At 67.4% G+C, this 17,638-nt stretch carries 15 protein-coding genes and 1 pseudogene; 9 read left to right on the top strand and 7 right to left on the bottom strand.

What is annotated here, in order from left to right:
• Positions 1-25: 25 nt before the first annotated feature.
• From BSP_RS04425 to BSP_RS04415, 3 genes are all read right to left on the bottom strand, one after another.
• Positions 26-904 (bottom strand): F0F1 ATP synthase subunit gamma, encoded by an 879-nt coding sequence (locus BSP_RS04425; protein WP_152949429.1) that lies wholly within the window; start codon positions 902-904, stop codon positions 26-28.
• 33 nt (positions 905-937) lie between these two features.
• Positions 938-2,470, bottom strand: a complete 1,533-nt coding sequence (gene atpA / locus BSP_RS04420) for a F0F1 ATP synthase subunit alpha (protein ID WP_152949428.1) — start codon at positions 2,468-2,470, stop codon at positions 938-940.
• 76 nt (positions 2,471-2,546) lie between these two features.
• The gene (locus BSP_RS04415) at positions 2,547-3,101 is read right to left on the bottom strand and encodes a F0F1 ATP synthase subunit delta (protein ID WP_152949427.1); all 555 of its coding nucleotides are present in this window, start codon (positions 3,099-3,101) and stop codon (positions 2,547-2,549) included.
• Between the two features lie 258 nt (positions 3,102-3,359).
• Between BSP_RS04415 and BSP_RS04410 the strand changes: the two genes are divergently transcribed.
• The 3 genes from BSP_RS04410 (at position 3,360) to BSP_RS04400 (ending at position 5,936) form a co-directional block, all read left to right on the top strand.
• Positions 3,360-4,235: an endonuclease/exonuclease/phosphatase family protein gene (locus BSP_RS04410; protein ID WP_152949426.1), complete on the top strand. Its 876-nt coding sequence runs from the start codon at positions 3,360-3,362 to the stop codon at positions 4,233-4,235.
• Positions 4,236-4,332: 97 nt separating this feature from the next.
• Positions 4,333-5,160 (top strand): TerC family protein, encoded by an 828-nt coding sequence (locus BSP_RS04405; protein ID WP_152949425.1) that lies wholly within the window; start codon positions 4,333-4,335, stop codon positions 5,158-5,160.
• A gap of 2 nt (positions 5,161-5,162) precedes the next feature.
• Positions 5,163-5,936 carry a glutaminyl-peptide cyclotransferase gene (locus BSP_RS04400; RefSeq protein WP_152949424.1) on the top strand — a complete coding sequence of 258 codons (774 nt, stop codon included), beginning with the start codon at positions 5,163-5,165 and terminating at the stop codon, positions 5,934-5,936.
• On the opposite strand, the gene BSP_RS04395 is transcribed toward BSP_RS04400, so the two are convergent.
• Both BSP_RS04395 and katG read right to left on the bottom strand, forming a co-directional pair.
• The gene (locus BSP_RS04395; protein WP_152949423.1) at positions 5,923-6,504 is read right to left on the bottom strand and encodes a DJ-1/PfpI family protein; all 582 of its coding nucleotides are present in this window, start codon (positions 6,502-6,504) and stop codon (positions 5,923-5,925) included. The genes BSP_RS04400 and BSP_RS04395 overlap by 14 nt on opposite strands.
• Before the next feature lie 116 nt (positions 6,505-6,620).
• Entirely contained in the window at positions 6,621-8,891 is a 2,271-nt protein-coding gene (katG, locus tag BSP_RS04390) for a catalase/peroxidase HPI (protein ID WP_152949422.1), read from the bottom strand.
• Between the two features lie 144 nt (positions 8,892-9,035).
• Here katG and BSP_RS04385 point away from each other — a divergent pair, with 144 nt between their 5' ends.
• A complete protein-coding gene (locus BSP_RS04385) occupies positions 9,036-9,935 on the top strand; it encodes a hydrogen peroxide-inducible genes activator (RefSeq protein WP_054766817.1) in 900 nt (299 codons plus the stop codon).
• Between the two features lie 7 nt (positions 9,936-9,942).
• On the opposite strand, the gene BSP_RS04380 is transcribed toward BSP_RS04385, so the two are convergent.
• The gene (locus BSP_RS04380; RefSeq protein WP_152949421.1) at positions 9,943-11,418 is read right to left on the bottom strand and encodes a hypothetical protein; all 1,476 of its coding nucleotides are present in this window, start codon (positions 11,416-11,418) and stop codon (positions 9,943-9,945) included.
• A gap of 163 nt (positions 11,419-11,581) precedes the next feature.
• On the opposite strand from BSP_RS04380, the pseudogene BSP_RS16300 reads away from it, so the two are divergent.
• Positions 11,582-11,750: pseudogene (locus BSP_RS16300) on the top strand (ketopantoate reductase C-terminal domain-containing protein); the annotation flags it as partial.
• Between the two features lie 117 nt (positions 11,751-11,867).
• The gene (locus BSP_RS04375; protein ID WP_054764631.1) at positions 11,868-12,329 is read left to right on the top strand and encodes a hypothetical protein; all 462 of its coding nucleotides are present in this window, start codon (positions 11,868-11,870) and stop codon (positions 12,327-12,329) included.
• A gap of 111 nt (positions 12,330-12,440) precedes the next feature.
• Here the strand turns inward: BSP_RS04375 and acnA are convergent, their stop codons facing one another.
• Complete coding sequence (acnA, locus tag BSP_RS04370) at positions 12,441-15,167, bottom strand: aconitate hydratase AcnA (RefSeq protein ID WP_054764630.1); 2,727 nt, start codon at positions 15,165-15,167, stop codon at positions 12,441-12,443.
• 366 nt (positions 15,168-15,533) lie between these two features.
• Between acnA and ccmA the strand changes: the two genes are divergently transcribed.
• Genes ccmA through BSP_RS04355 form a run of 3 tightly spaced genes read left to right on the top strand, consistent with a single transcriptional unit; the run spans position 15,534 to position 17,638 of the window.
• On the top strand, positions 15,534-16,157 hold the full coding sequence (ccmA, locus tag BSP_RS04365; protein ID WP_054764629.1) for a heme ABC exporter ATP-binding protein CcmA: 624 nt from the start codon (positions 15,534-15,536) through the stop codon (positions 16,155-16,157).
• The gene (ccmB, locus tag BSP_RS04360) at positions 16,154-16,861 is read left to right on the top strand and encodes a heme exporter protein CcmB (protein ID WP_082382596.1); all 708 of its coding nucleotides are present in this window, start codon (positions 16,154-16,156) and stop codon (positions 16,859-16,861) included. The genes ccmA and ccmB overlap by 4 nt, the downstream gene beginning before the upstream one ends.
• Before the next feature lie 57 nt (positions 16,862-16,918).
• On the top strand, positions 16,919-17,638 hold the full coding sequence (locus BSP_RS04355; RefSeq protein WP_054764628.1) for a heme ABC transporter permease: 720 nt from the start codon (positions 16,919-16,921) through the stop codon (positions 17,636-17,638).

Raw genomic sequence — 17,638 nt, 5'->3', positions numbered from 1 at the left:
TATCGGAATGTCTGTTCGGTCGGGATCAGAGGGCTTCGGCGCCGGCGATGATCTCGATCAGCTCGGTGGTGATCTGGGCTTGGCGCTTGCGGTTGTACTGCAGCGTCAGGGCGTTGATGAGGTCGCCGGCGTTGCGCGTCGCATTGTCCATCGCCGCCATCTGCGAACCGAAGAAGCCCGCCTGGTTCTCATAGAGGGCGGCCAGGATCTGGGTCGTCAGGTTGCGCGGCAGCAGGGTCTCGAGGATTTCCTCTTCCGAGGGCTCGTACTCATAGACCGCGCCGTTCAGGTCGACCGGGGCCGCGTCGCCCTCGACCACAGCCGGGATCAGCTGTTTGGCGGTCGGAACCTGGGAGATGACAGACCTGAACTGGCTGTAGAACAGGGTGACCACATCGGCCTGACCGTCCTCGAAGGCCGTGGCGATCATTTCGGCGATGGGCTGGGCCGAGGGCAGGCCCACCGTCTTGTGCTCGCTCAGTTCGAAGGTGCGGACCAGCTTGTCGCCGTACAGGCGCGACAGCTGATCGCGCGACTTGCGGCCGACCGCGATGATCCGGACGTCCTTGCCGTTCGCGATCAGGCTGTTGATCCGTTCGCGCGCGGCGCGGATGACATTGGTCGAGAAACCGCCCGCCAGGCCCTTGTCCGCCGTCGCCACCACGATCAGGTGACGCTGGTCCTGACCCGTGCCGGCCAGCAAGCGCGGCGCATCGGCGCCCGAGACGCCGGCGGCCAGGTTGGCGATGACCGAGGCCATCTTCTTCGCATAGGGCCGGGCGCTTTCGGCCTGGTCCTGGGCGCGTTTCAGCTTGGCCGCGGCGACCATCTGCATGGCTTTCGTGATCTTCTGCGTGGCTTTCACGCTTCCGATCCGATTGCGCATTTCCTTGAGGCTGGCCATCCGGCGCTACTCTCTCAGCTTATCCGGTTGAACTCAGGCGAAGGTCTTGACGAAGGCGGCCAGGATGTCCTTCAGCTCGGCCTCGAGGTCGGCGGTCAGGTCCTTCTTGGTGCGAATGCCGTCCAGCAGCGAGGCGTGGTTGGCGTGGATGCGCGCCAGCAGCTCCTTCTCGAACCGGCCGACGTCGCCGACCGCGATGCCGTCGATATAGCCGCGCGTGCCGGCGTAGACCGAGACGACCTGTTCTTCCATCGACAGGGGCGAATACTGGGGCTGCTTCAGCAGCTCGGTCAGTCGGGCGCCGCGGGCCAGCAGCTTCTGGGTCGAGGCGTCCAGGTCCGAGCCGAACTTGGCGAAGGCGGCCATCTCGCGATACTGGGCCAGTTCGCCCTTGATGGTGCCGGCGACCTTCTTCATCGCCTTGGTCTGGGCCGAGGAGCCCACGCGCGACACCGAGATGCCGACGTTCACGGCCGGACGGATGCCCTGATAGAAGAGGTCCGATTCCAGGAAGATCTGGCCGTCGGTGATCGAGATCACATTGGTCGGAATATAGGCCGAAACGTCGTTGGCCTGGGTTTCGATGATCGGCAGGGCGGTCATGGAGCCCGAACCATAGTCCTCGTTCAGCTTGGCCGAACGCTCCAAGAGGCGGCTATGCAGGTAGAAGACGTCGCCCGGATAGGCTTCGCGGCCCGGCGGACGGCGCAGCAGCAGCGACATCTGGCGATACGCGACAGCCTGTTTCGACAGGTCGTCATAGACGATCAGGGCGTGCATGCCGTTGTCGCGGAAGAACTCACCCATGGCGGTGCCGGCGAACGGGGCCAGGAACTGCAGCGGGGCCGGCTCGGACGCCGTGGCGGCGACGACGATGGTGTATTCCAGCGCGCCCGACTCTTCGAGGGTCTTGACGATCTGGGCGACGGTCGAACGCTTCTGACCGATGGCGACGTAGATGCAGTAGAGCTTGGCGCTCTCGTCGTCGGACTTGTTGACGTTCTTCTGGTTCAGAATGGTGTCGACGGCGACGGCGGTCTTGCCGACCTGACGGTCGCCGATGATCAGCTCGCGCTGGCCGCGGCCGACGGGGATCAGGGTGTCGATGGCCTTCAGGCCGGTCTGCATCGGCTCATGAACCGACTTGCGGGGGATGATGCCCGGCGCCTTGACGTCGACGCGGCGGCGCTCGGTGAACTGGATCGGGCCCTTGCCGTCGATCGGCTCGCCCAGCGGGTTGACGACGCGGCCCAGGAGGCCCTTGCCGACCGGCACGTCCACGATCTCGCCCAGGCGGCGCACGTCGTCGCCCTCGGCGATGGCGGCGTCGGCGCCGAAGATCACGGCGCCCACATTGTCGCGCTCCAGGTTCAGGGCCATGCCCTTCACGCCGGCCTTGGTGAACTCGACCATTTCGCCGGCCTGGACATTGTCCAGACCGTGGATGCGGGCGATGCCGTCGCCGACCGACAGCACGCTGCCGACGTCGGAAACGTCGGCTTCGACGCCGAAGTTGGCGATCTGCGACTTGAGGATGGCCGAGATTTCAGCGGCGCGGATGTCCATGACGGGCTCTCTGTTCTTCAGTCTTTTTGCGGTTGCGCCGTTCAGGCGCCGACAATCGGGTGGACGGGGGCGGCGCTTACGCGCGCTTTAGGGCGAACTTCATCTGGTCGAGCTTGGTCTTCAGCGAGGCGTCGAACAGTTTCGAGCCGACCTTGACCTTCAGGCCGCCCAGGATGGCCGGATCGACCCGCGTGGTCAGTTCCGGCGCCTTGCCCAGGCTCTTGTTCAGGGCGGTCTTGATCGCGGTCAGCTGCTTGTCGTCCAGCGGCTGGGCCGAGATCACCTCGGCGGCGACGATCCCGGCGTGTTTGGCGTACAGGCGCTCGAAACCGGCGATCACCGCGGCCAGATCACGGGCGCGGCCGTTCTGGGCCAGCAGCCCCAGGAAGTTGACGGTGTTCGGCTCGAACCTGGCCTTGGCGGCGACGGCGGTCAGGCCCTTGACCTGATCGTCGGCCGAAATGACCGGCGAGGTCGCCAGGCGGCGCAGATCGGCGCTCTCGATCCAGGCGGTCTTCAGCGAGACGACGTCGGCGCGAACGGCGTCCAGGCGGCCGGTTTCCAGCGCCAGATCAAACAGCGCCTGTGCGTAGCGATCGCCGACTTCCGTCGTTCTGAAATCATCAGCCACTGATTAGGGTCCGAGGTCGTTGTGTCAGGGTCGCGACCGACTGCGAGGGTCGCAACGGTCAAAAGCTTGAAATGCTTGCGGAAAGCACGACAGAGGCCGTATTGGTGAATACGCCCCCTTCAAGCCGGGCGCCTGATAGCACGGGGTTTTGCCGCTCGCAACATTGCGTGAAGGGTGAAGAAGCCGCACCCGGCGTCGCACCTCGGTCATAGCCCCGTGCGACATTCGTCTTTCTTCTCGTCGTCTTAGAGATTCGCCATGAAGTTCCGCGTCCTGATGATCGCTCTCGTCACCGTCCTGACGGGAACGGCCGCCGCCCGCGCAGAGCCTTTCGCAGCGCCCGAGCCCCAGCCGATCCGGCTGATGAGCTACAACATCCGCTACGACGCCCCTGACGATCGGCCGAACTGGCCCGAACGGCGCCCGCACATGGCGCGTCAGATCGCCTTCTTCGCCCCGGACGTGCTGGGCGTTCAGGAGGCCCTGATTCCCATGGTCGCCTATCTGGCCGAACAGGCGCCGGACTACGACCACTACGGCCTGGGCCGCGACGACGGGGCCGAGAGCGGGGAGACGACCACCCTGTTCTGGCGCCGCGACCGGTTCGAGGTCGTCCGCAAACAGACTCTCTGGTGTTCGCCGACCCCGGATCGCCCTTCGAAGGGCTGGGACGCGGCCCTGCCCCGCACCCTGACGCGGGTGGTGCTGCGCGACCGCTCTGACGGTCGTCTGCTGGACGTCCGCAACGCCCATTTCGACCATGTCGGGGTGATCGCCCGCGAGCAGTGCGCCGCCCTGGCGGCCGATCTGCCGCCTGCGACCGCCCAAGGCGAAACGGCGGCCGTGGTCTTGCTGGGCGACTTCAACACCGGGCCCGACAGCGCTCCCTATCGCCGGATCGTGTCGGCCGGCCTGCGCGACGCCCGCACCATCAGCCCCGTCGTCTTCGGCCCTTCGGCCACCTACAACGGCTTCGACCTCGCCAAGGCCGCGGACGGGGCGCCCATCGACCATGTCTTCGTCGATCCCCGCCTGGCGGTGGAAAGGTTCGGCGTCCTGACGGACTCCTTTTCGGGCCAGGTGATCTCGGACCACTTCCCCCTGGTGGTCGATGTGACCTTCGCCGCGCGGTGAGCCAGGGTGCGACCATTGCACCGCACCCCCGCGCTTGATCGGAACCTGAGCCGGGCCTAGCTGTTCCCGCCGACGCCTTTCCCCTCCTGGACATTCCATGCTCGACAGCATCCTGCCCCTTCTCTCCGACCCGGCCGCCTGGGCGGCCCTGGTGACCCTGGTGGTGATGGAGGTCGTGCTCGGCATCGACAATCTGATCTTCATCTCGATCCTGTCGAACAAACTGCCCGAGCATCAGCGCCAGAAGGTGCGGCGCATCGGCATCGGCCTGGCCCTGGTCATGCGCCTGGCCCTGCTGTCGATCATCGCCTGGCTGGTGGGCCTGGTTCAGCCGGTCTTCACCGTCGCGGGCAATGCGTTCTCGTGGAAGGACCTGATCCTGATCGCGGGCGGCCTGTTCCTGGTCTGGAAGGCCACCAAGGAGATCCACCACACCGTCGATCCCACGCCCACCCATGACGTCATGGACAAGAAGGACGTGATGATCACCAACGCCGGTGCGGCCATCTTCCAGATCATCCTGCTGGACCTGGTCTTCTCGATCGACTCCATCCTGACCGCCGTGGGCATGACCGAGCACCTGCCCATCATGGTCGTGGCCGTCCTGGTCGCCGTGACGGTGATGCTGCTGGCCGCCGACCCGCTGGCCAACTTCATCAACGACAACCCCAGCGTCGTCATGCTGGCCCTGGGCTTCCTGCTGATGATCGGCATGGTGCTGATCGCCGACGGCTTCGGCTATCATGTGCCCAAGGGCTATATCTACGCCGCCATGGCCTTCTCGGCCGGGGTCGAGGCCCTGAACATGCTGGGCCGTCGCTCCGCCTCCAAGAAGGAAAAGGCCGAGGCCGCCCGCGCCGAGGCCGACCGAGCCGAGGCCCGCGCCCGCAAGGCCGAGGCGGAAGCGGCCGGCGAAGGCGCCTGACCATGCCGCGCCCGCCCCTGCGCTTCGCCGGCCTGATCGTCGGCCTGCTTCTGGCGGCGGGCGCGACCCTGCCCGTTCGGGCCGAGGTTCCGACCCAGGCCTATCAGGTGGTGCGCGCCTATCCGCATGACCGGACGGCCTTCACCGAGGGCCTCTTCTTCCACGCCGGCGCCCTTTACGAGAGCACGGGCCTCTATCCGTCGTCGGTGCGCCAGGTGCGTTTGGAGGACGGTGAAATCCTGCGTCGACGCGACCTTCCCACCGTCTATTTCGGCGAGGGTTTGGCCGCCCTGAACGGCAAGCTCTACAATCTGACCTGGCGCAACCACATCGGCTTCATCTTCAAGCTGGAGGACTTCTCGCCCCTGGGCGGCTTCTCCTATCCGGGCGAGGGTTGGGGGCTGACCACCGACGGACGTCGACTGATCATGAGCGACGGCACCGATCAGATCCGCTTCCTCGATCCCGACACCCTGGCCGAGACCGGCCGGATCTCCGTCACCGCCGACGGTCGGCCGCTGGACCAGATCAATGAGCTGGAATGGATCGACGGCGAGGTCTTCGCCAATCTGTGGCAGGACAACCGCATCGCGCGCATCGACCCGGAGACCGGTGTGGTGAAGGCCTTCATCGACCTGACGGACCTGGTCCCCAAGGACGCGGGCCTGGACCCGAACGACGACGTCCTGAACGGCATCGCCTGGGATGCGGCGGGCAAGCGGCTGTTCGTCACCGGCAAGCGCTGGCCCCAGCTGTACGAGATCAGGCTGCGCTGACCGGGGCGAGGTGTTCCGCGCCGAAAAGGCTGAGATAGGCGTCCAGCTCGGCGCTTTTCAGACCCAGCGAGTCCAGCACCGCCCCCATGAAGCTGACCGGCGCCGTGCCCGCCGCCGTGACGATTCGGTCGGCCAGAACGGCGCGAGGCTGGTCGCGGTAATGGGCCGCCCCGCCGTAGCCGGTGATGGAGAGGCTGTCGGGCCCGTTGGCGGTATGGGGCCTCTGGTCCAGAAGCCCCGCGCGCGCCAGGGCCAGGGTTCCGTCGCAGATGCCGCCCACCGTCTTGCCCGCCCCATGCGCCCAACGCAGCAGGTCCGAGACGTCCGGCGCGCCGGGCTGACGCCAGATGGAGCCGCCGTTGACCAGGATGGCGTCCACCGCCTCGACGTCGATGTCTTCGATCGAAAGATGGGGAACGACCAACAGGCCGCCGGCCGACACCACCTCCTCCCCATCGGGCGAGGCGAACAGGGTCTCAAACCCATAATGGCTGCGCGCCCCCGCCATGATCAGGGCGGTCTCCCAATCCGCATAGTCCGGCGTCAGAAGCGTTACGATGGTGGTCATGGCGGCGTCCCCTGCTGTCGCCCCAGTTTAACGGCGCTGCGTGACAGTTCATCAGACAAGGATAAGGGCGGACGTCTTGCGACGCCCGCCCCCTTCGCCTCTGCTTCAAAGCCCGATCAGCCGCGCAGGTCGAACCGGTCCAGCTCCATGACCTTGGTCCAGGCCGCCACGAAATCCTCGACGAACTTCTTCTGGGCGTCTGCGGCGGCGTAGACCTCGGCCAAGGCGCGCAGCACGGCGTTCGAGCCGAACACCAGATCCACGCGCGTCCCGGTCCAGCGCAGGGCGCCGGTCTGGCGGTCGCGGCCTTCGAAGACGTCGCGCGCCGCGCTGGTCGGGGTCCACTTCACCCCCATGTCCAGCAGATTGACGAAGACGTCGTTGGTCAGGACGCCGGGCCGTTCGGTCAGCACCCCGTGGGTCGAGCCGCGCACATTGATGTTGATGGCGCGCAAGCCCCCGATCAGCACCGTCATCTCCGGCGCCGTCAGGGTCAGCCGCTGGGCCTGGTCGATCAGCAGGGCCTCGGCCGGGACGCTGTAGCGGGCCTTCTGATAGTTGCGGAAGCCGTCGGCGACCGGCTCCAGATAGGCGAAGGATTCGACGTCCGTCTGGTCCTGGCGGGCGTCGGTCCGACCCGGATTGAAGCGGACGGTCGTCTCATGACCGGCCGCCTTGGCCGCCGCCTCGATCCCGGCGTTTCCGGCCAGGACGATCAGATCGGCCATGGAGACCTTCTTGCCGCCGATCTGGGCCTGGTTGAAGGCGGACTGGACGCCCTCCAGGGTCTTCAGGACGCGGTCGAGGTGTTCAGGCTGGTTGACGTCCCAGTCCTTCTGCGGGGCCAGGCGGATGCGGGCGCCGTTGGCGCCGCCGCGCTTGTCGCCGCCCCGGAAGGTCGAGGCCGAGGCCCAGGCGACGCCGACCAGTTCGGACACGCTCAGACCCGTGGCCAGAATCTGCGCCTTCAGGGCGGCCGCGTCGGCGGCGTCGATCAGCGGATGGTCGACGGCCGGAACCGGGTCCTGCCACACCAGCTCCTCCTTGGGGACTTCCGGCCCGATATAGCGCGAGCGCGGGCCCAGATCGCGGTGGGTCAGTTTGAACCAGGCCCGGGCGAAGGCGTCGGCGAAGGCCTGGGGGTTGTTCAGGAAGCGCCGCGAGATCTTCTCGTATTCCGGGTCGAACCGCAGCGACAGGTCCGTGGTCAGCATGGTCGGCCGACGCTTCTTGGACGGGTCATGGGCGTCGGGAATGATTTCGCCCGCGTCCTTGGCCACCCACTGGTGGGCGCCGGCCGGCGACTTCTCCAGCTCCCATTCGAAGCCGAACAGGTTTTCGAAGAAGAAGTTGCTCCACTGGGCCGGGGTCTGGGTCCAGGTGACTTCCAGGCCGCTGGTGATGGCGTCGCCGGCCTTGCCGCTGCCGTAGCTGGAGGTCCAGCCCAAGCCTTGCGCCTCCAGTTCGTCGGCCTCGGGCTCGGGGCCGACATGGTCAGCCGGGCCGGCGCCGTGGGTCTTGCCGAAGGTGTGGCCCCCGGCGATCAGGGCGACGGTCTCCTCGTCGTTCATCGCCATGCGGGCGAAGGTGTCGCGGATGTCGCGCGCGGCGGCGATCGGATCGGGATTGCCGTCCGGGCCTTCCGGGTTGACGTAGATCAGGCCCATCTGGACCGCCGCCAGCGGGTTCTCCAGATCGCGCGTATGCTGGACCCCGTCGGCCGTGTCGTCGGCGACCAGAACCGCCTCGTCGGCCGGCTTGTCCACCCCGTGCGAGCCGCGCGCATACCGTTCGTCGCCGCCCAGCCAGGTCGTCTCGCGACCCCAGTAGACGTCCTGATCCGGTTCCCAGGTGTCCTCGCGACCGCCGGAGAAGCCGAAGGTGCGGAAGCCCATGGTCTCCAGCGCCACATTGCCGGTTAGAATGAACAGGTCGGCCCAGGAGATGGCCTGGCCGTACTTCTGCTTGATCGGCCACAGCAGACGGCGCGACTTGTCGATATTGACGTTGTCCGGCCAGGAGTTCAGCGGGGCGAACCTCTGCTGGCCGCGTCCGCCGCCGCCCCGGCCGTCGCCGACGCGATAGGTGCCGGCGCTGTGCCATGCCATGCGGATGAACTGGGGCCCGTAATGGCCGAAGTCGGCCGGCCACCAGTCCTGAGAGTCCGTCATCAGGGCGCGCAGGTCGGCCTTCAGCGCCTCATAGTCCAGCTTGGCGAAGGCCTCGCGATAGTTGAACGTCTCGCCCAGGGGATTGGAGCGCGAAGAATGCTGATTCAGCAGGTCGACGCGCAGCTGGCCTGGCCACCAGTCGCGGTTTTGGACGCCGCCGCCCGCGACGGACTCCGTCGTGCGGCCCGAAAAGGGGCATTTGGCTTCGGTGGTCATGCGGCGTGTCCTTCTGCTTCGAGACGGCGCCGGGCGGCGCGCCTCAATGGCCCCTGTGATGTGAGGGATATTGGACACGCGGGCGAGAATAACTCCAATCGATTGTCTTTGTATTTTGCATAGGCCGAGCCTATGTATCGCGCCATGCTCCCCACCCTGCGCCAACTCCAGTATCTGAAGCTTCTGGCCGAACACGGCAGCTTCTCCCGCGCCGCCGAGGCCGCCCACGTCAGCCAGCCCGCCCTCAGCGCCGGGGTGCAGGAGCTGGAGCGGATCCTGGGCGCACCGGTGGTCGAGCGGGCGCGCGGCGCCGTCATCATGACCGCCGTCGGCGCCGAGGCCGTGCGCCGGGCCGAGGACGTCCTGGCCCGGACGGAGGATCTGGTCGAGGCGGCCCAGAACGCCGGCCGTCCGCTGTCCGGACGGTTCCGGCTGGGCGTCATTCCGACCGTCGCCCCCTTCCTGCTGCCCGCCAAATTACCGTCGCTGAAGACGGCCTATCCGAACCTGAAGCTCTTCATCCGCGAGGATCTGACGCCGCGTCTGATCGCCGCGCTCAAGGCGGGTCAGATCGACGCCGCCGTCATCGCCCTGCCCTATGAGGCGCCGGGGATCGAACACGCCCGGATCGGCGACGACGAGATCCTGGCCGCCGCTCCGGCCGACCATGCCCTGGCGGCCCCTGGCCCGATCCGTCCCGGTTCGCTGAAATCCCAGGACCTGATCCTGCTGGAGGACGGCCATTGCCTGCGCGACCACGCCCTGGCGGCCCTGGACATAGAGGCGCCGCGCGGCGACGACGTCTTCGCCGCCACCAGCCTGCACACCCTGATCCAGATGGTCGGCTCAGGGCTCGGCGTCTCCTTCCTGCCCAGGATGGCGGTCCAGGCCGGCCTGGCCGACACCCCGTCCGTCGTCATCCGCCCCTTCGAGAACCAGGCCGACGGCGTCCCGCCCCACCGCGAAATCGTCGTCGCCTGGCGCTCCGGCTCCAGCCGCGCGGCCGAGGCCCGGCTGCTGGCCGAGGCGCTGAAACTGGATTGAGGGCGTCTCAGCGACCGAAGCTCGGCGCTTCCACGATCCGCCACGCCTGCGGGACCGCAGGCTCTGTTGGACACGCCGCCTCCAGGGTGCGCCCGTCCCGCGTCCGATAGCGCACCGACTGCCCCGCCGCGCAGCGCGCCTTTACGGCGTCGAACATGGCCTGACCATCCGCTTGGGGATTGAAACCTTCGACAGAATCAATGATCGGCCCGCCGGACAAGGGGCCGCAATTCTCTCCATCAAGCTTCAACGCCCCAGGCTCGTTGTAGAAGCCATAGGAGCCTGTGAGACAGTTGGCCTTTGCGACGTGAAAGAGCGCCGCCGCCATAAACTCCTGATCCGTGGGTGCGTTGACGACCGTCACGCCCAGGTCCGCCAGACGGTCTCGGATTTTGTCCCAACGCCCTTCTACCTGCGGGTCCAGAACCAGGTGTACGGCGCTTGTGTCGGACAAGGCCGCCAGAAACTCGGCCGTGCCAAACCCGTCGGCTTGGCTGCGGGCGGTTTCCAACATTCTCCCCCACAAGGAAAAGAAATCGCCCTTGCCGGCGTGCCGGAGTTCCAAGTCGGCGATCCATTGAACCACCGTTCCACAGTCGTAGACAGCGCTGCCGGATCTCAGCGCCGTCCGTCGCCCACCTGCGTTCTGATACGTGCGGCGGCAGCCGTTCATTTTTGTACTCATCCGGGCGCGAGCTTGATCTTCCGACATGCCGCCGCTGGAGACCGGCCCCGTGATTGCGGCATACTCGGCGGAACCTTCATGCAGCCAGGGGGCCGTATCTCCGTCCCTGTTGTGCACGCCGTGACCGTTCCACAGATGGAAGGCCTCATGCCAGACGAAGGGCGACACCTCCTCTTGAGCGGACCGCCATCCTTCTCCTTTGAAACGTAGGGATATGACGCCCGTATCCGTGACGTCCCCCCTGAACGCCGAAGGCCCCGGACTATCGACGCTGACCACGAGCACGGGCTTCAAGGTCGGAGCGATACCCAACCGCGACCGATAAAACGCTCGCGACCCGGCAAACTCGTTGCGGATGGACTGGTCCAGTTCAGACGCCAATTGCGGCGGGGCGATCACCAAGGCGTCGCCGTAGTCGGCGACATAGTCCTTGGGCCCGACAAAGACGTATCCATCTATCGCGTCGCTGGACGGCACGGCGACGGACGCGCCGTCTATTTCGGCCCTCAGGGTGGTCGAAATACCCTCGCCCTTCAAACCGGGGCCATAGAGGACGAAGCCGTTTCCGGTTCGGCTCAGCCCCACATAGACGCGGTCAACCTCTGCGAGATCGGGAGTGATCATAAGCTCGAACCCGGAGATCGGCCCATCCCCCGTCACGACGCCGTCCGAAAGCTTCAGTCCGGGCGTCGTCACGCGCCACTGATCTCGGATGATGTCCTTGTCCGCGAATGCGAAACTGTCTGAGGGCGCGGACAGTGCGTATCTCACGACCATGCCTTCAGACGTCTGGGTCAAGACAGCCTCCGCCGTCGGCGCGGGCGACGAAGGAGGTTCGATCTGTGAACCGACAAGCCCAAGAATTAAGGCGCACCACGCGAACGACATTAAATTACCCCCAGGCCGTCCGAGACACTCAACCTGAACGCGCGCGGAAATCAAACGAAAAGGGCCGGCGGATCGCTCCGCTGACCCAGACGGGGTCAACTCGCTCCACGCCGACCGCGCCGCCGCCCCCCCCTGGAGCTGGACGCCCGCAACGGGTCATCGTCCGCCTGGACGCCCGCCATGGCGTAGCGACACTCGCCAACGCCATGATCATCGCCCTGCTGAACGCCGCTGCGCTTTAAGGTGCGGCGCGTCAGGCCAGGGAGAGCGACACCTGCAAACGGCGAAATACATGGACGTAGCGCCACTCGCCCTCCGGCTATAAGGTCGTCACGATCAGGTTGTGCTTGGGGACGAAGATGGCGGAATATCGGGCGGCGATTGTGTTTGGAGTCGTCATCGGCGCCGCAGGCTGCGCCGCCACGCCGAAAGCGATTTCCGGCGGCGCTGAATTCGCTCCTTCTTCCGACCTCGCCGCCCAGGCGCGCGTACGCAACATGAACATAACCTCGGCCAGCCTTTACAACATGCCCCTGCCCCATTTCAGCGAGGATTTGCGAGCGGCGTTGAACCATTGCGCCACCGGGGATCGCGAACTCGACCTCAGAGCGCATATCGAACAGCCGGATCGCGCCCATCTCGTCACCACGTTCGAGTTGACCGATCCAGCAGACAATGATCGCGTGGTGGGCCGCTATCGCATTGGGATCGACGAGATTGCGCCGCTGGTGCTTGACACAGGAGCTCCGAACCAAAGCGACGCAGGCGCCCGTACCGGGCATGGCCTGTGTGCTCAAATCTTCGGATCGACCGTCCGGTAAGGCGAGGTCCGTTCGCGTGACCTCAAGGCAGAACCGGCGCGGCATGGCGCCCAACGAAAAGGGCCGGCGGATCGCTCCGCCGGCCCTCTTTGTATCTCGGCGAACCGCTGCCTATTCGGCCGCGATCGGCGCCTCGGTTTCCGGGCCGCGCGCGAGGTTGCGCAGGACGTAGGGCATGACGCCGCCGGCCAGCAGATAGTCCATCTCGGTCTGGTTATCGATGCGGCAGCGGACCGGGAAGCGGGCCATCTTGCCGTCCGACGGGCGGAACAGCTCGACCCACAGGTCCTGGCGCGGGCGCAGCTTGCCGACATTGGCGTCGGACAGGCCGCGGATGGTGACGATCTCCTCGCCGGTCAGGCCCAGCTTCTGCCAGCCGTCCTGTTTGAACTGCAGCGGCACCACGCCCATGCCGACCAGGTTCGAACGGTGGATGCGTTCGAAGCTTTCGGCGATGACGGCGCGAACGCCCAAGAGGCGCGTGCCCTTGGCCGCCCAGTCGCGCGACGAGCCGGTGCCGTACTCCTTGCCGGCGAAGACGACCAAGGGCCGGCCTTCCGACTGATACCGCATGGCGGCGTCATAGATCGACATGGTGTCGCCCGACGGGAAGTGCTTCGTCACGCCGCCCTCGATCTCGGGCGTGATCCGGTTCTTGATGCGGATATTGGCGAAGGTGCCGCGCATCATGACTTCGTGGTTGCCGCGGCGGGCGCCGTAGCTGTTGAACTCGGCCGCCTCGACGCCGTGGTTCGTCAGATAGACGCCGGCGGGCGAGGTCTTCTTGATCGAACCGGCCGGGGAGATGTGGTCGGTGGTGATCGAGTCGCCGAAGATGGCCAGAACGCGGGCTTCGACCACGTCCTGAACCGGGGTCAGCTCCATCGACAGGCCGTCGAAATAGGGCGGGTTGGCCACATAGGTGGAGGCGTCGTCCCACTCATAGGTCTGGCCGCCGGCGACCTTGATCGCCTGCCAGTGCTTGTCGCCCTTGAACACGTCCTTGTAGCGTTTGGCGAACATGGCCGGGGTGACCGACTTGCGCTGAATGTCGGCGATTTCCTGGGTGGTGGGCCAGATGTCCTTCAGGAAGACGTCATTGCCGTTCTTGTCCTGACCGATCGGATCCTTGGTGATGTCGATCCGCATCGAGCCGGCGATGGCGTAGGCCACGACCAGCGGTGGCGAGGCCAGATAGTTGGCCTGGACGTCGGGGTTCACCCGGCCTTCGAAGTTGCGGTTGCCCGACAGGACCGAGGTGGCGACCAGGGCGTTGTCGTTGATCGCCTTCGAGATCGCCGGGTCCAGCGGGCCCGAGTTGCCGATGCAGGTGGTGCAGCCGTAGCCGACCAGGTTGAAGCCCAGGGCGTCCAGGTCCTTCTGCAGGCCGGCGTCGGTCAGATAGTCGGTGACGACCTGCGAGCCGGGGGCCAGCGAGGTCTTGACCCAGGGCTTGGCCTTCAGACCCAGGGCGTTGGCCTTGCGCGCCACCAGGCCGGCGGCGATCAGGACCGAGGGGTTGGAGGTGTTGGTGCAGGAGGTGATGGCGGCGATGACCACATCGCCGTCGCCGACGGTGAAGCCTTCACCCTCGACGGCCGCGCGCGGAGCGTCGGCGGGACGGTTGAAGACCTCGGTCAGGGCGGTCTCGAAGGCCGGGGCGGCCGCGGTCAGTTCGACGCGGTCCTGGGGACGCTTGGGGCCGGCCAGCGACGGCACGACCGTGGCCAGGTCCAGCTCCAGCACGTCGGTGAAGACCGGGTCTTCCGAGGTCTCGTCGATCCACAGGCCTTGGGCCTTGGCGTAGGCTTCGACCAGGGCGACGCGCGCCTTGTCGCGGCCGGTGGCGGTCAGATAGCCGATGGTGGCGGCCGAGACGGGGAAGAAGCCGCAGGTGGCGCCGTATTCCGGGGCCATGTTGGCGATGGTCGCCTGGTCTTCGATCGTCATGTTCGGCAGGGCGTCGCCGAAGAATTCGACGAACTTGCCGACCACGCCCTTCTTGCGCAGCATCTGGGTGACGGTCAGCACCAGGTCGGTGGCGGTCGTGCCTTCCGGCAGACGGCCGGTCAGTTTGAAGCCGATGACTTCCGGGATCAGCATCGGGATCGGCTGGCCCAGCATGGCCGCCTCGGCCTCGATGCCGCCGACGCCCCAGCCCAGAACGGCCAGGCCGTTGATCATGGTCGTGTGGCTGTCGGTGCCGACGACGGTGTCGGGATAGGCGACGGTCTTCTTGCCCTCTTCCAGGGTCCAGACGGTCTGGGCCAGGTTCTCCAGGTTCACCTGGTGGCAGATGCCGGTGCCGGGGGGCACGACGCGGAAGTTGTTGAAGGCCGACGAACCCCAGCGCAGGAAGTTGTAGCGCTCGATGTTGCGCTCATATTCGCGCTCGACGTTCTGGCCGAAGGCCTTGGGCGTGCCGAAGTGGTCGACCATGACCGAGTGGTCGATGACCAGATCGACCGGCACCAGCGGGTTGATCTTGGCGGCGTCGGCGCCCAGGGCGCTCATGGCGTCGCGCATGGCGGCCAGATCGACCACGGCGGGCACGCCCGTGAAGTCCTGCATCAGGACGCGGGCGGGGCGGAAGGCGATCTCGTGCTCGACCGAGCCCTTGTTCTCGACCCAGGCGGCGACGGCCTTCAGGTCGTCCTGCGTCACCGAGACGCCGTCCTCGTTGCGCAGCAGGTTCTCCAGCAGCACCTTCATCGAGCGCGGCAGGCGGGAAATCCCGGCCAGACCCGCTTCCTCGGCGGCCGGAAGGCTGTAATAGGCGTATTTCTTGCGCCCGACGGAAAGGTCCTGGCGGGTGTTGAAGCTGTCGATCGACGGCATGGAGAGTTTTCCTCTGGTCAGCGCCGCCCGACAATCCGGTTGCGCCTTCGCGCGGCAGACGCAGCGGCTCACAGGGCCCCTGCGCGCGCGGCGAAAGCCTGCTGCGGCAAGCGTGCCTATAGACCCGCTCGATCGCACCGTCCATGTGTCCACACCCCCGACGTGGACATTGAGAAGGGTTCTCAAAACAGCCTTCTATCTCCCTCCCCCCTCGGGGGAGGGTGGGCGAGCGAAGCGAGGCCGGGTGGGAAGGGCCGGGCGACGCCCCACGGACCTGATCGGCGCAAAACAGCGCATCCACGCCGGGCCGCCCCCACTCGGTCGCTGCGCGCCCCCCCTCCCCCGCGGGGGGAGAGAGATGGTCCCATGATCCACACCCTCTCGATCTCCGACCTGACCGTCTCGCGCGGCGAGCGTCGCCTGTTCTCGGGCCTGAGCCTTGATCTGCGCGCCGGAGAGGCCGTGGCGCTGACCGGCGCCAACGGGGCGGGCAAGACCAGTCTGCTGCGGACCGTCGCCGGCCTGCTGCGCCCCGACGCGGGCGAGATCGCCTTTCACGACGGCGACGGCAATCGGCTGGACGATCATCTGGCGCGCGGGCGCGAAGTGCATTTCCTCGGCCACCAGGACGGACTGAAGACCGGGCGCACGGCCCGCCGGGAGCTGGGCTTCCAGTGCGACTGGCTGGGCCACACCCAGACCGGCTTCGATCACGCCGTCGAGGCGTTCGGCCTTGAGCCCCTGCTGGACCTTGAGGTTCGGCGCCTGTCCGCCGGCCAGCGCCGTCGTCTGGCCATGGGCCGGCTGGTCGGATCGCCCCGCGCCCTGTGGCTGCTGGACGAGCCCATGGCCCCGCTGGACGCCCGCTGGCGCGCCGTCTTCGCCGACCAGATGCGCCGTCACCTCGACGCCGACGGCCTGATCCTCGCCGCCGTCCACGACCCCCTGCCCATCCCGGCCCGCACCCTGGACCTGGGAGGTCTGGCGTGAGGCGGCCGGTGGACGCCGAACCCCGCCCGCCCGGCCTGCGGGGCGCGACGCGCGTCTTGCTGGAACGGGAGCTGGACCTGGCCTGGAGCGGCGGGGGCGGCCCGCTTCTGGCCTGCGGCTTCTTCGCCTGCCTGACCGCCGTCCTGCCCCTGGCGGCGGGGGGCGATCCGCGCACGCTTTCGCCGGTGGCGGGCGGGATCGCCTGGCTGGCCCTGGCGCTAGCCTCGCTGCTGTCGCTGGAGCGGCTGTTCGAACGGGACCTGGAGGACGGGGCGCTGGACCTGCTGGCCATCGGCCATCTGCCGCTGGAATCGGTGGTTCTGATCAAGGCCCTGGCCCAGTGGATCGCCGTCGGCCTGCCCCTGGCCCTGACCGCGCCGGTCGCCGCCCTGGCCCTGGGCCTGCCGGTTTCGCTGGCGCCCCTCGCCGCCCTGTCGGCCCTGATCGGCGGGGCGGGCTTCGCCTTGACCGGCGCCCTGGGCGCCGCCCTGGCTCTGGGCGCCAAGCGGGGCGGCCTGCTGATCGCCGTCGTGGTCCTGCCCCTGTTCATCCCGCCCGTGGTGTTCGGCGCCGGGGCGCTGGAGCGGGCGGCGTCCGGCCAGTCGCCGGCCCCGGCCCTGGCCTTCCTTACCGCCTACGTCCTGTTCGCCGGGGTCATCGCCGCCTTCGCCGGGGCGGCGGCGGTCAGGAACGCCCAAGGCTAGGGGACGCCGTGACACGCCGCTTGCCCGCCGCCGTCCCGCCGCGTAATCGCTGACACCATGTTCGGCCTGTCCAATCCGCAGCGGTTCATGCGCTTCACCGGCCCGCTGACGCCGGTGCTGTGGACGGCCGCCGCCGTCCTGCTGGCGGTTGGAACCTGGCTCAGCTTCACCGTTCCCGCCGACTATCAGCAGGGGGACACGGTGCGGATCATGTTCGTCCATGTGCCCGCCGCCAGCCTGGGCCTGGGGGCCTATGCGGCGCTCGGGGTCTCCAGCTTCTTCGCCCTGGTCTTCCGCCACGCCCTGGCCGACGCCGCCGCCCGGGCCGCCGCCCTGCCCGGCGCCGCCTTCACCGCCCTGGCTCTTTTCACCGGCTCGCTGTGGGGCCAGCCCATGTGGGGAACCTGGTGGGTCTGGGACGCGCGCCTGACCAGCGTCCTGGTGCTGTTCCTCTTCTATCTCGGCTATATGGCGCTTCGGGCCTCGATCGACGACGAGCAGAAGGGCGCCCGCGCCGCCGCCGTCCTGGGCCTGGTCGGGCTGATCAACCTGCCCATCGTCAAATTCTCGGTCGACTGGTGGAACACCCTGCACCAGCCGGCCAGCTTCCTGACGCCGGGCGCCTCGGGCCTAGACCCCGTCTATCTGCCCCCCTTCCTGACCATGCTGGCGGCCTATGGGGTGTTGTTCGCGGCCCTGTGGCTGACGGCGATCCGCACCGAGATCCGCCGCCGCCGCGTCCTCTCCCTGCGCGCGCGAAAGGCGCTGGAGGCCTAA

Origin of the sequence: Brevundimonas sp. Bb-A, from assembly GCF_009394735.1 — a bacterium.
Classification (GTDB): Bacteria; Pseudomonadota; Alphaproteobacteria; order Caulobacterales; family Caulobacteraceae; genus Brevundimonas; species Brevundimonas aurantiaca.
Note: the sequence above shows the minus strand (reverse complement) of the source record. Positions and strands in the feature narration are given on the sequence as shown.

Bases quoted from the DNA above. Each gene is read 5' to 3' on its own strand.
- katG (WP_152949422.1), bottom strand. From the start codon at position 8,891: ATGACCACCGAAGCCAAATGCCCCTTTTCGGGCCGCACGACGGAGTCC.
- BSP_RS04405 (WP_152949425.1), top strand. From the start codon at position 4,333: ATGCTCGACAGCATCCTGCCCCTTCTCTCCGACCCGGCCGCCTGGGCG.
- acnA (WP_054764630.1), bottom strand. From the start codon at position 15,167: ATGCCGTCGATCGACAGCTTCAACACCCGCCAGGACCTTTCCGTCGGG.
- BSP_RS04355 (WP_054764628.1), top strand. From the start codon at position 16,919: ATGTTCGGCCTGTCCAATCCGCAGCGGTTCATGCGCTTCACCGGCCCG.
- BSP_RS04375 (WP_054764631.1), top strand. From the start codon at position 11,868: ATGGCGGAATATCGGGCGGCGATTGTGTTTGGAGTCGTCATCGGCGCC.
- BSP_RS04425 (WP_152949429.1), bottom strand. From the start codon at position 904: ATGGCCAGCCTCAAGGAAATGCGCAATCGGATCGGAAGCGTGAAAGCC.
- BSP_RS04410 (WP_152949426.1), top strand. From the start codon at position 3,360: ATGAAGTTCCGCGTCCTGATGATCGCTCTCGTCACCGTCCTGACGGGA.
- BSP_RS04395 (WP_152949423.1), bottom strand. From the start codon at position 6,504: ATGACCACCATCGTAACGCTTCTGACGCCGGACTATGCGGATTGGGAG.
- atpA (WP_152949428.1), bottom strand. From the start codon at position 2,470: ATGGACATCCGCGCCGCTGAAATCTCGGCCATCCTCAAGTCGCAGATC.
- BSP_RS04385 (WP_054766817.1), top strand. From the start codon at position 9,036: ATGCTCCCCACCCTGCGCCAACTCCAGTATCTGAAGCTTCTGGCCGAA.
- ccmA (WP_054764629.1), top strand. From the start codon at position 15,534: ATGATCCACACCCTCTCGATCTCCGACCTGACCGTCTCGCGCGGCGAG.
- BSP_RS04400 (WP_152949424.1), top strand. From the start codon at position 5,163: ATGCCGCGCCCGCCCCTGCGCTTCGCCGGCCTGATCGTCGGCCTGCTT.